This is a genomic window from Clostridium sp. BSD2780061688st1 H5 (genome assembly GCF_005845155.1).
GTDB lineage: Bacteria > Bacillota > Clostridia > Lachnospirales > Lachnospiraceae > Claveliimonas > Claveliimonas intestinigallinarum.
On record NZ_SPGT01000014.1, the window covers coordinates 26,707 to 38,580 of the forward strand.

Consider the following 11,874-nt stretch of genomic DNA (forward strand, 5'->3'; position numbering starts at 1 on the left):
GAACAACACGGAGACTGAAAATTTCAGTCTCCGCGCCAAACTGCAGACAGCAGGCCTTTGCATACCGCTTTTATTTTAGAACACAAATCTTAAGATCATCACCGCTGTGGCGATGGTGAGGAGCAGGCAGGCCGCTGTTCTTTGCCCTCTGCTCTTTGCCGTCAGATACAGGGCCAGCGATACGACGCACAGGGCTCCCAGTCCCATCGTCGCCACCCGCTGCCCGGTCCAGTTCATGGGCAGGGACACAGCCTGGAGAGCCGCAAGGGCAATCCCCCACACAGACAGAATGTAAAAGACTATCTTTTTTACCCTTTCATTTTTTACCAGATAGAGGGCAAGGAAGCCCCCGATGCTGATCACACAAATTGCCAGATAAAAGATTACCAAAACTCCTAATGCCATTTTTTATTCCTCCTGATATTGATTGATTTTCTCTTCCTGTATCGGAACGGGGAGGTCATCTCCCCTTCTGGTATACAGAATACCAGGACTTTTTAAAGAAACCTGGCAGGTGTTTCTGAAGAATTCTAAAGACAGGGAGGAATGTGGAGGGTGATCCGGATCTGATAGATGCCCCCGTCGGAGTAAACCTCCGTCCCGCCGTCAAAGGCCTCCGCAGTCTGCCGGATATTTTTCAGTCCGATCAGGCGGCTTTCCGTCTCCGGATCCAGCTCCCCTCGCACACGGTTTTTCTGGAAAATGATAAGTGTATTTTCCCTGCTCTTTACAGACAGCTCCACCTCCCCGGCGGGATCCGCATACTTTTCCACATTGGAGGCCAGATTGTCCATCAGGCGGCGCAGGGCCGATATATCCGCTTTCCCCGAAAAGGAGCCGCACCCCGAAATGTCCGTCCGGCAGGAAAAGCCCTCCTCCAGCATCTCCTCCCACTGGCCGGCAAGCTGTTCCACAAGAAAACGGATGTCCTCCACCTTCTCCCAGATCCCGGCCTTCCCCTCCAGGAGCTGGTCCATCAGCTCCTTCACCTGGACAGTTCTGGTCCGAACAAGCTCCAGATAGCCCCTCAGCTCCTCCTCCGGGATACGCTCCCTTTTTCCCATCAGCTCTGTGTAGGACAGCATGGCGGTGAGGGGCGTGCGGATATCATGGGACAGGGAGCGGATAAAGGCCTCCCTGGCCTCCTTCATCTCCTGCTCCTTTCGCCTCAGCTCCCTCTGGGCGGCCGCCAGGTAGTTGACGCTCTGGGCCAGCCGGGTCAGCTCATCCTCCCCCTCTAAGGGAAGCTGCCCCTCCTCCTGCCTTTGCATCTTCTCCACGCCGTTAATGATCCGGATCAGGTAGGACAGACGCCGCCCCAGAAGGAGTAGGAAGAGAACCACAAAGACCGCCACCGCCGCACCGATACACAGACCTCTGAGCCACATCTCCAGAGCTCCGTAGAGGATACCCTCCAGCCGGATCTGCCTCTGATCCAGATAGACATGGACGAGAGACTGGGAGGTAATGTAAAAAAAGAGAAAGGTAAAGACGGAGACGATTACCGACAGCACCAGATACTCAAATATTTCCCCTGACAGCTTTCTCGCCTTCTCAGGCCTTGGTTTCCTTTTAATCCGCATAGTACCCCTTTCCCCAGGCCGTCTTGATATACCTGGGATTTCTGGAGTCATCCCCCAGCTTTTTCCGTATATTTTTAATGTGCACCATGATGGTAGTGTCCCCAACCGCCTCGTCCTCCCAGACGCTCTGGTAAATGTTGTCCAGGGAGTAGATCTTCTTCCTGTGGCGGATGAGCAGCTCCAGGATCCTGTACTCTGTGTAGGTCAGGACGATAAGCTCCTCCCCCTTCCACACAGACTGCCGGTCCGTGTCCAGCCGCAGGTCCTTGTAGACAAGCTCCTCCTCTCCGGCAGGGCTTTGGCGCTGCATCCTGGCATACTCTCCGCTCCTTCGCAGGAGAGCCTTCACCCGCAGGAGGAGCTCCCCGTTGGAGAAGGGCTTCACCAGGTAGTCGTCAGCCCCTGCCTCAAAGCCCATTTTCTTGTCCGCCTCCCCGGAGTAGGCGGTGAGGAACATGATGGGCGCGTAATAGCTTTTCCGGATCTCCATCCCCGCCGCAAATCCGGACATTTGCGGCATGTTCACGTCCAGGATGTAGAGGTCGATATCCCCGGAGGCCAGCCGCGCCGCCTCCTGTCCATCCCCGGCAGTCACCACCTCATAGCCCTCCTCCGCCAGGATCATCCCCAGCACCTGCCGGATTTCCTTTTCATCATCCGCCACAAGTATTTTTGCCTTTCTGTCCATAAAAATCTTCCTCTCCATGATCTTGTATATATCTTATCTAGAATGTAACACAGCCCTCCGGCCTTCTCAATCTTTTTCCTAAAAATTACCGTCAGACTCGTTGTCCCTCCTCACCTTTTTTGTTATAGTAGCCTGTAGAAATATTTATTTTATACAAAGGGGAAAAACTATGAACCAGAAAACCTATGACAGCTATGTAAAAATACTGAAGACTGAGCTCGTGCCTGCTCTGGGCTGCACAGAACCCATCGCACTGGCCTACGCCTCCGCCAAAGCCGTGGATCTGCTGGGGGATTTCCCGGAGCGCATGGAGGCCCTGTGCAGCGGAAATATCATCAAAAATGTAAAGGGCGTCAAGGTGCCCTGCTCCGGCGGCCTGAAGGGCGTGGAGGCGGCCGTCATCCTGGGAGCCTGCGGCGGGGACTCCTCCCGGGAGCTGGAAGTGTTAGAAAGCGTGCAGGAGGAGGACCGGGCGCGCACAAACGCGCTGCTGAGGGAGGGCTTCTGCACCTGCCTTCTCAAGGAAGGGGTTCCCAACCTCTTCATTGAGATCCACGCCTTCAAGGGGACGGACAGCTCTGTGGTAAGAATTGAGCAGAAGCACACCAACATCACCTACATGGAGCAAAATGGCCGCGTCCTCTTTGAGAAGGAGTCTTCCGGCGGGGAACAGCAGGCGGACAAATCCCTCCTCAATCTGGGAGACATTATCGCCTTCGCAAGGGAGGTAAACCTGTCTGACGTAAGAGACTGCCTGGAACGCCAGATCCAGTACAACATGGCCATCTCCGAGGAGGGCCTTGCGCACCAGTGGGGCGCCGGCGTCGGCCGGATGGTTCTGGAGGAATTCGGCCAGGATGTTCGCTGGAGAGCTATCGCCAGGGCCGCTGCCGGGTCAGACGCCCGCATGAGCGGCTGCTCTTTGCCGGTCATCATCATCTCCGGCTCCGGCAACCAGGGCATGACCTGCTCCCTGCCGGTCATTGAATACGCCCGCTCCACAGGGGAATCCCAGGAGGAGCTGCTGCGGGCCCTGTGCGTCTCCAATCTCACAGCCCAGGATCAGAAGCGCTACATCGGCCCCCTCTCCGCCTACTGCGGAGCCGTCTGTGCGGCCGCCGGGGCGGGCGCCGGCATCACCTACCTGTGCGGCGGCACAGCCGAGCAGATTGAGAACACAGTGGTGAACACTATTGTCAACGCCGGGGGCATCACCTGTGACGGCGCAAAGCCAAGCTGCGCCGCCAAGATTTTCTCCTCCCTCCAGGCCGCCTTTCTCGGCCACAGCCTGGCCATGAAGGGCTTCCGCTTTGAGGCCGGCGAGGGCCTTGCCATGGACACCGCCGAGGAAACCGTAAAGGCCATCGGCTATATGGGCCGGGAGGGCATGCGCCAGACCGACATTGAAATCCTCAATCTGATGATCGGGAAGACAGACGTATCCTCCTTGTAGACACCTCTTCTGCAAAAGCCCTGTCATGCTCCACAAGGAGCATGGTGGGGCTGTATTTTTGTATCAGGCCGGCAATCTGATCCCTGGAAAAAATATCGATATAATTCATGGGTTCATCCCAGATATACAGATGGGCCTGCCGGCTGAGGCTGGCCGCCAGCAGCACCTTTTTCTTCTGGCCAAGGCTGTAGTCCTCCATCGGCTTTTCAAACTGCAGCCTGGAAAAGTCCATCTTCCGAAGCAGAGCCATAAAGAGCGTCAGGTCAAGTCCCCGCTCCCTGGCAAAATCCCGCAGATTTCCCGACAGCCCGCCCGGATCCTGGGGCACATAGGACAGGACGAGCCCCGGCGCCAGGTCGATCCTCCCGCCGGCAAGACAGGCATCCTCCCCCGAGGCGGCGCTCAGTATGGCCCGGATCACTGTGGATTTGCCGGAGCCATTTCCCCCCGCAAGGAGCACCCGCTCCCCCTGGTCTATGTGCATGCTCCAGCCTTCCAGCACAGCCCGCACCCCGTAGGAGAGGGTCACGTCCTCCAACTGCACCAGCCGCTTTTTGTGGTGCACGAGGGGACAGATCTTCAGCTCCTCCGCTGTCTCCACATTTTTCAGAAGCTTTCTCTTTTCCTCCGCCGCCGTCCGCATCCGACTCTCCATATTTTTAGAGCGCTTCATCAGTTTGGCCGCCTTGTGGCCGATGGCGCCCCGGTCCGGCCTAAGTCCCCCGATCCGCACGCCCTTCTTTGTCTTCTCCACAGTCTCCGACCAGCTCTCTGTGCGGGCGGCGGCCGCCTCCAGGCGCCGTATATCCTTTTTCAGCCTCTCATTTTCTCCCAGCTCAAAGGCATCCTTTTTCGCCTTCTCCTCCTGCCAGGTGGTGAAATTTCCCCGAACCACCTCCATATTCCTCCGGTTGATGGCCAGAATGTGGTCCACGCACCCGTCCAGGAAATACCGGTCATGGGACACAAGGATAAATCCTTTCTTTCCCTGCAGATATCCCATCAGTCTCTCCCTGGCCTCCATGTCCAGGTGATTGGTGGGCTCGTCGATGAGCAGAAAAGCATTCTCCCTGGCAAACAGAGCCGCCAGCATAACTCTCGTCTGCTCTCCGCCGCTCAAGGTAGTAAAGGGCCGGTACAGGATCTCCGGGGCCATGTCCAGGCAGGTCAGCTCCCTGCACACCTTCCACAGCTCATAGGACGGGTCTGCCTCCTCGATCACGTCTATCACATTGGCCGACATATTCCCCACAGGAAAGGGGAAACAGTCCATCTCCACGCTGGCCCGTATGCTTCCGCTGTACTCGTACTCTCCCGCAAGAAGCTTAAGAAGGGTGGTCTTTCCCCGTCCGTTCCTCCCTGTGAGCCCCAGCTTCCAGTCTGTGTCTATCACAAAGGACACGTCCTCAAAGACCGGCTCGATCCCTCCGTCGTAGCAGAAGGTCAGATGTTCAACCTGTATCATTGACATAGCGTCATTCCTCCTCTCACAGCACACGCAGATATCCCTTCACGTTCCTTCTTCCCTTCCGGTCTTCTCTCGGCATTGCCGGGCGTATCGCACAAAAAGGACACGGGAAAATTCCCGTGTCCCAGCATAACATTCTCTCGCGGATCATATGGATCAGATTTTTATATGGATACAAGGATTTTCATTTCTGCATGCGCACAAAATCTCTCCCGCCACAGGCACTGCCGCAGCCGGGACATGTTACGCCTATATGAACTTCATATATTATCTGCAGAAATTCTTCATCCTTTCACCCCTTCATCTTTTCTTTCCTGTCAAAAATAGCACAGCCTGCTCGGTCTGTCAACACCTGACTACGCTGCTGTTCCTGTAGACACTGAGGAGGATGCCGGCGTACAGACCGGTCACACAGAGATTGGATCCCCCCAGCGTGTAGAAGGGCATATAGGCCTCTGTCACAGGAAAGAGCCCTATGTTCATGCCGATATACCAGATGATCTGCAGGGAGAAAAACAGCGTTCCTGCAAGAGCCAGGAGAAAGCCAAGGCGGTTTCTCTGCCTGAAAACGATCCGGAAAAGAAAAGCCAGGAACAGTCCCGCCGGCAGCGTCAGCAAAACGGCCGGCACCGCTCCCAGGTACCGCAGAATGTACATCCAAAGGAAGGTGCTCCTGGCCTCAAACCGTGCCCACTCAAGCTGGGTTCCAGTCAGGTCTTCCCCCGCCCTGTCAGCGGCGGCCAGATCTTTCATATCCTCCCTCGCATCCTGATAATAGGATGTCTCGGAAAAGCTCTGCCAGGCCGCTGTCCGGTCCGCCCGGTAACCGTCCCGCTCCCCCAGCGCCCCGCTAGCCCAACTGGCTATGCAGACGAACAGAAGGGTGGCGGCCACGGCCGTTCCCAGGCGCATCAACAGGGGACGCACCTTCCCGCCGAACCAGCCCTTTGCGGTTCCCGCAATCAGCAGGATAACACCGATCAACGTAAATATACACGCCACAAAGCCGCTCCCACTGCTGAAGAGCCACCCGGCGGCGGAAACTGCCAGGCATATTCCGCTCTTTACAAGTCCCTTTTTCCCTTTCCTGCCACTCTGCCACACAACTCCCGCAAAGGCCAGAAGAACAAGAGAATTCCATAGCCATGGCGCACTCCAGACTCCGTTGATCCTAAACGGGTATGACATGCCAAAATCCGACACGGCCAGATACCTGCCAATCACATTCAGACCCACAGCTCCCAGCCAGAGACGAAAGGCGTGCTTTCCGATCACCGTATAATCCGCCAGGCACACTCCCAGCATCAGCACAAGTCCCAGGGCCAGATACCTGCCCTGTCTCCATATCTCCCCTGCCTTGTAGGCGGAGTCCGGCTGCTGGTAGGTCAGCCACTGCAGGAAGAGCCCGGCTGCGCTTAAAAGCAGAATGACTCCCAGCAGAAGCCAGTCCATCTTGGGCCTGTGAACCCGGTCCAGCTCTGTTCCCGTCTCCACCGGGTCTCCCATCTGCCGGACGGCCTCCTCCTCTGCCTCCGGTCCGGTCATACCGTCTGCCATGTAGGCCTGCTTCTGGTCCTCAATATGCCCCTGCAACTCCTCCAGGACCGCAGATCTGGCTCTTTTGCACCGGATCTGCTCCGCCACGATTTCCAGGTAGCTATGCATATTCATGGCATGCACCTCCCAGAACTTTCACCACGGCCCGGGAGTACTCCTTCCACTCCTCCTCCTTCTTCGCAAGCTGCTTTTTCCCTGTCTTTGTAAGCCCGTAGTACTTTCGGGTCTTTCCCCCGGCATCCTGCTCATAGGAAACCAGACAGCCCTTCTCCTCCAGCGTGTGCAGGAGGGGATACAGGGTCCCCGCCTTCAGCTCAAAGACGTTCTCTGATTTCTCCCGCAGCGTCTCGATCATCTCATAGCCGTACATGTCCTTCTCTTCCAGAAGCTTCATCACCAGCATGGCCGTACTCCCGGAGATCAGACTCTTCTCTACTGCCATAGTCGTCTCCTCCTCCCTTGCCCTGCCATTTGTCACGCAGGCAGGACTCATTATATAGATTTTCGATATATCGATTATCTATATAATATATCGGTCATCTATACATGTCAAGACGCCGGAGATATTTTCTCCTTTTTTCGATTTTTCTGTCTCCGCCGGGAAACTAAAGCCGGGCAATGATCTTCCCGTACAGCCTTGCAAAGTACAGCACGCCCCGCATGGGCATATTGGGATTGTAGGTGCTCTGATGCTCGTACAGGTTCAGGGTGCCGCTGACAAGGAAGGAAATGTCATTTTTCATGGAAAGATAGAGCACATTTCTTGTACTCCCGGTCAGCGGTGGGATATTCTGAGTCATCCACATTTACCATGTTTACTTTTTTCGTCGTGCACATAAAGATGTCACACCTCCATTATAGACATAAAAACAACGGACTGCAACCTTTTCACCTGTCTGCAGACTTCAGAAAAAGGAATTTCATGTGGCGGAACCCGCCCCGGACAAACGCCGGATGATAGTAAATAAGAATGGCTGCCAGGCAGCCTCAGAGAAATGACCTTCTCTGTGAGTGGTTTACATTATACACGTGATTATGATTACTGGCAAGGCGAAATAGTGCACAAAATATGAGCGATATCTTTGTGAGATTTTTTTCTTGTTATATACAGGGCATACAAATATAATGGGAGAAAATCAGACATGACAAATGACAGGAGGGTAAATCTATGCAGCTGCTTTTTAAACAGAGGCTTTTTTCATGGTTTGACAGCTATGACATCTATGACGAGGCAGGGAATACGGTCTATGTGGTACAGGGACAGCTTTCCTGGGGCCACTGTCTGAAGATTTTCGACTCCTCGGGCTGTGAGATGGGCACAGTAAAGGAGCAGGTGTTCTCCCTGCTGCCCAGGTTCGAGCTGTACAGGGGAGACACCTGTGTCGGCTGTATCAGCAAGGAGCTTTCCTTCCTGAAGCCAAGATACAACATCGATTGCAACGGCTGGCATGTGGAGGGAGATTTCCTCGAATGGGATTACAGTATCATGGACGGGACAGGTGCCCGCATCGCCCGGATTTCTAAACAGCTCCTCAACCTGACAGACACCTATGTGATAGATGTGGATGATCCCGGGGACGCCCTGTGCGCCCTCATGCTGACTCTGGCTATCGATGCGGAGAAATGCTCCCGAAATTAGCGCTCCTCCCCGTACCGTATCTCCATGAGCACCAGTCCCTGGGGCGGCGCTGTCACGCCGGCCTCGGTGCGCACTCTGGCCTCCAGTATCTCTCTCACCTTCTCCGGCTCGTAAAAGCCCCGCCCTACCCGGATCAGAGTGCCGGCGATGATGCGGACCATGTTGTAGAGAAATCCGTTGCCTGTGACCCGAATGACAATCTCTCTGGCCCCCGCCTCTCTGTAGGAGAAAGCGCCTTCCGTGCAGGGCAACTCCTCCACCTCCAGGCTGTGGATACAGCGCACCGTATCCTCCGTGTTGGTGCGGATACAGCAGAAGCTGGCAAAGTCGTGCTCGCCTACAAGGAAGGCGGCCCCCTCCCTCATCTTCTCCACATCCAGGGGCACGTACACAAAGGTGCTGGTGCGCTTTTTCATGGGGTTGGCTGTCCTGGCGTTGTAAATGTGGTACTCGTAGGTCTTGGTGATGTGGTCCTGGTATCTGGGATGCCAGGAAAGCGGCACCTCCTCGGACTTTACGATCACGATATCCTCCGGCAGCTTCTGGTTCAGGGCAAGCGCCATCCTCTCCGGGGGAATAGTGCTCTCTGTGTCAAAGACCGCCACATTTCCCAGGGCGTGGACACCGGAGTCGGTGCGGCTGGCCCCGATGACCCGGATGTCCTCCTTTGTGAGCGCGCTGAGCTTTTTATTGAGAATCTCCTCAATGGTGATCCCGTTGGGCTGGATCTGCCAGCCGCAGTAGTTGGTGCCATCGTAGGCAACTGTCAGCTTTATCCGTCTCAAGTCTCTTTTCCTCTCTAAACTATGCTGGGGCAATCACACATAACCCGGAAAATCCATCCCCCAAAAACCATCCCGGAACATTCATTCTAGAAGATCCATATGTGGAAGGGCACGTATCTTCCGATAACAAACACAGCCACCACATAGATCACCATGACAAGGTAGGCCATCCGGTCCCTGCTCCTGTACCGCAGGGGCTTCATCTTCGTGCGGCCCTCTCCGCCCCGGTAGCACCGGGCTTCCATAGCCATGGCCAGGTCGTTGGCCCGCCGAAAGGCGGACACAAAGAGGGGCACAAGGATAGGGATCATATTTTTCACTCTCTGGATGATGTTCCCGCTCTCCAAGTCCGCTCCCCTTGCGATCTGTGCCTTCATAATCTTGTCCGTCTCCTCCAGGAGGATGGGGATGAACCGGAGGGCAATAGACATCATCATCGCCACCTCGTGAACCGGCACGTGTATCTTATTGAGGGGATGCAGAAGGCTCTCAATGCCGTCTGTCAGGGCATTGGGAGTGGTGGTAAAGGTCATAAGAGAGGAGCCTGCGATCAGGTAGATCAGACGGATCGCCATGAACACAGCTGTCCGCAGTCCCTCCTCCGTGATGGTAATGATCCAGGCGTGGAACAGGGTCTCTCCCCCCCTTGTGAGGAAGAGATTAAAGATCACAGTGATCATCAGCAACATGATGATGGGCTTCATCCCCTTCATGATATAGGAAAAGGGCACCTTTGACATGCGTATGATGGCGGCCAGGAACAAAGTGGCCACCAGGTACCCGGGGATACTGTTAAACAGAAACAGGGAAATCAGGTAGAGAAGGGTTCCCACCAGCTTCACCCTGGGATCCAGCCGGTGCAGGACGCTCTGGGCCGGATAATATTGTCCTATTGTAATATCTCGTATCATCTATCCTATCCCCCGCCTTTTCTTTACTGCCTCCATGATCTCGTCCGCAGCCTCCTCCACTGTGGTGGCCGTCACCCCCACATCGAACCCGGCCTCCCTTATATCGTGCATGATATAGGTGACCTGGGGCGCCGCAAGGCCTATTTTCTCCAGCTCCTGGTAGTGGGAAAATACCTGCTTCGGAGTATCGTTGTACAGGATCTGCCCCTTATTCATGACAATGATCCGGTCCGCGTATTTCGCGATATCCTCCATGCTGTGGGACACCAGGATAACTGTCATGTCGCTCTGCCTGTGAAGATAGGCGATCTGGTCCAGGATCTCATCCCGCCCCTTCGGGTCCAGACCGGCCGTTGGCTCATCCAGCACAAGGACGCCGGGGCGCATGGCCAGGACGCCGGCGATGGCAGCCCGCCTCTTCTGGCCGCCGGACAGCTCAAAGGGCGAGGATTTCCAGTATTTCTCCTTCAGCCCTACAAGCCGCAGGGCCTGGGCCGCTCTCTGCTCACACTCCTTGGGGGAGAGGCCCTGGTTCTTCGGGCCAAAGCACACATCTGTCAGCACGTCCACCTCAAAGAGCTGATGCTCCGGGTACTGGAAGACCAGGCCCACCTGGCCGCGGAGCTTTTTCATGTCATAGCCTTCCCCGTAAATATTTTCCCCGTTGTACCAGACCGTCCCGCTGGTGGCCCGTATGAGGCCGTTCAGGTGCTGGGTCAGGGTGGATTTCCCGGAGCCGGTGTGGCCGATGATGCCCACGAACTCGCCGTGGGGTATCTCCAGGCAGATGTCTGACAGCGCCTTCTTCTCGTAGGCCGTGCCCGGGCTGTATATATAGTTTACATGTTCTAATTTAATCGACATAGCGCTTCCACCAGCTCTTCCTTTTTCAGTATTCCGGCCGGAATATCCAGCCCCCGCTTCTTCAGTTCATCCGCCAGCATGGTCACCTGGGGCACATCCAGGCGGTAGGATTTCAGGGTGTCCACCTGGGAGAAAATTTCCCGGGGCGTCCCCTGCATGACAATGTGGCCGTGATCCATGACAAAGATCCGGTCCGCGTAGATTACTTCCTCCATGTAGTGGGTGATGAGGATGACCGTCACATGCTTCCTGTGGCGCAGCTCCCGCACAGTCTTCAGGACTTCCTTCCTGCCGCTTGGATCCAGCATGGCAGTGGGCTCGTCCAGGACGATGCACTTGGGCTCCATGGCGATGACGCCGGCAATAGCCACCCGCTGCTTCTGGCCTCCCGAGAGCTTGTTGGGGGAGTGGTGCCGGTACTCGATCATGCCCACCGCCTTCAGGCTGTCCTCCACCCGCTTCCAGATCTCATCCGTGGGGACGCCCAGGTTCTCCGGTCCAAAGCCCACATCCTCCTCCACCACGGTGCCAATGATCTGGTTATCCGGGTTCTGGAACACCATGCCCGCGCTCTCGCGCACGTTCCAGAGGTTCTCCGGGCGCTTCGTGTCCATGCCGTCCACCCACATGGTCCCGCCGGTGGGGACAAGGATGGCGTTCATGTGCTTGGCCAGGGTGGACTTGCCGGAGCCATTGTGGCCCAGTATGGCGATAAACTGTCCCTCCTCGATCCCAAGGTCCACCTGGTCGATGGCCCGGGAGGTGCCGATGACATTTCCCTCCTCGTCTCTCTTTTCATATTCAAATACAAGCTTCTCTGTCTGGATCATTTCCTTTTTCATGTACGCTCTTCATTCTCCCATAAAAATAAGACACAGCATTTACATACTGTGTCTTATTTTACGTGATTATGCGCTATTTTGCAA

Annotated in this window: 13 protein-coding genes; 2 read left to right on the plus strand and 11 right to left on the minus strand. The window is 55.7% G+C overall.

The window, feature by feature from the left end; genetic code table 11:
- Nucleotides 1–75: 75 nt before the first annotated feature.
- From FGQ86_RS10115 to FGQ86_RS10125, 3 genes are all read right to left on the minus strand, one after another.
- Nucleotides 76–405, minus strand: a complete 330-nt coding sequence (locus tag FGQ86_RS10115) for a hypothetical protein (protein WP_138303841.1) — start codon at nucleotides 403–405, stop codon at nucleotides 76–78.
- A 125-nt stretch (nucleotides 406–530) separates the two neighbouring features.
- Entirely contained in the window at nucleotides 531–1,583 is a 1,053-nt protein-coding gene (locus tag FGQ86_RS10120) for a HAMP domain-containing sensor histidine kinase (RefSeq protein ID WP_171031546.1), read from the minus strand.
- The gene (locus FGQ86_RS10125) at nucleotides 1,573–2,271 is read right to left on the minus strand and encodes a response regulator transcription factor (RefSeq protein ID WP_138303845.1); all 699 of its coding nucleotides are present in this window, start codon (nucleotides 2,269–2,271) and stop codon (nucleotides 1,573–1,575) included. The genes FGQ86_RS10120 and FGQ86_RS10125 overlap by 11 nt, the downstream gene beginning before the upstream one ends.
- Before the next feature lie 169 nt (nucleotides 2,272–2,440).
- On the opposite strand from FGQ86_RS10125, the gene FGQ86_RS10130 reads away from it, so the two are divergent.
- Nucleotides 2,441–3,724, plus strand: a complete 1,284-nt coding sequence (locus FGQ86_RS10130; protein WP_138303847.1) for an L-serine ammonia-lyase, iron-sulfur-dependent, subunit alpha — start codon at nucleotides 2,441–2,443, stop codon at nucleotides 3,722–3,724.
- On the opposite strand, the gene abc-f is transcribed toward FGQ86_RS10130, so the two are convergent.
- From abc-f to FGQ86_RS10150, 4 genes are all read right to left on the minus strand, one after another.
- Entirely contained in the window at nucleotides 3,684–5,195 is a 1,512-nt protein-coding gene (gene abc-f, locus FGQ86_RS10135; RefSeq protein WP_138303849.1) for a ribosomal protection-like ABC-F family protein, read from the minus strand. The two genes, FGQ86_RS10130 and abc-f, sit on opposite strands and share 41 nt — an antisense overlap.
- Nucleotides 5,196–5,537: 342 nt before the next feature.
- Complete coding sequence (locus FGQ86_RS10140) at nucleotides 5,538–6,863, minus strand: permease prefix domain 1-containing protein (RefSeq protein ID WP_138303851.1); 1,326 nt, start codon at nucleotides 6,861–6,863, stop codon at nucleotides 5,538–5,540.
- On the minus strand, nucleotides 6,850–7,191 hold the full coding sequence (locus FGQ86_RS10145; protein ID WP_138303853.1) for a helix-turn-helix transcriptional regulator: 342 nt from the start codon (nucleotides 7,189–7,191) through the stop codon (nucleotides 6,850–6,852). The genes FGQ86_RS10140 and FGQ86_RS10145 overlap by 14 nt, the downstream gene beginning before the upstream one ends.
- Nucleotides 7,192–7,354: 163 nt before the next feature.
- The gene (locus FGQ86_RS10150; RefSeq protein ID WP_243127230.1) at nucleotides 7,355–7,549 is read right to left on the minus strand and encodes a hypothetical protein; all 195 of its coding nucleotides are present in this window, start codon (nucleotides 7,547–7,549) and stop codon (nucleotides 7,355–7,357) included.
- 368 nt (nucleotides 7,550–7,917) lie between these two features.
- On the opposite strand from FGQ86_RS10150, the gene FGQ86_RS10155 reads away from it, so the two are divergent.
- Nucleotides 7,918–8,388 (plus strand): LURP-one-related family protein, encoded by a 471-nt coding sequence (locus tag FGQ86_RS10155; RefSeq protein ID WP_138303857.1) that lies wholly within the window; start codon nucleotides 7,918–7,920, stop codon nucleotides 8,386–8,388.
- Here FGQ86_RS10155 and truA read toward each other — a convergent pair.
- The 4 genes from truA to FGQ86_RS10175 all read right to left on the minus strand — a co-directional run bounded on the left by truA (nucleotide 8,385) and on the right by FGQ86_RS10175 (nucleotide 11,790).
- Entirely contained in the window at nucleotides 8,385–9,173 is a 789-nt protein-coding gene (gene truA / locus FGQ86_RS10160) for a tRNA pseudouridine(38-40) synthase TruA (protein WP_138303859.1), read from the minus strand. The two genes, FGQ86_RS10155 and truA, sit on opposite strands and share 4 nt — an antisense overlap.
- Nucleotides 9,174–9,259: 86 nt before the next feature.
- Nucleotides 9,260–10,084 (minus strand): energy-coupling factor transporter transmembrane component T, encoded by an 825-nt coding sequence (locus tag FGQ86_RS10165; RefSeq protein ID WP_138303860.1) that lies wholly within the window; start codon nucleotides 10,082–10,084, stop codon nucleotides 9,260–9,262.
- Nucleotides 10,085–10,948, minus strand: a complete 864-nt coding sequence (locus FGQ86_RS10170; RefSeq protein ID WP_138303863.1) for an energy-coupling factor transporter ATPase — start codon at nucleotides 10,946–10,948, stop codon at nucleotides 10,085–10,087. It lies immediately after the preceding gene.
- Complete coding sequence (locus FGQ86_RS10175) at nucleotides 10,933–11,790, minus strand: energy-coupling factor transporter ATPase (protein WP_171031547.1); 858 nt, start codon at nucleotides 11,788–11,790, stop codon at nucleotides 10,933–10,935. The genes FGQ86_RS10170 and FGQ86_RS10175 overlap by 16 nt, the downstream gene beginning before the upstream one ends.
- Nucleotides 11,791–11,874: the final 84 nt, after the last annotated feature.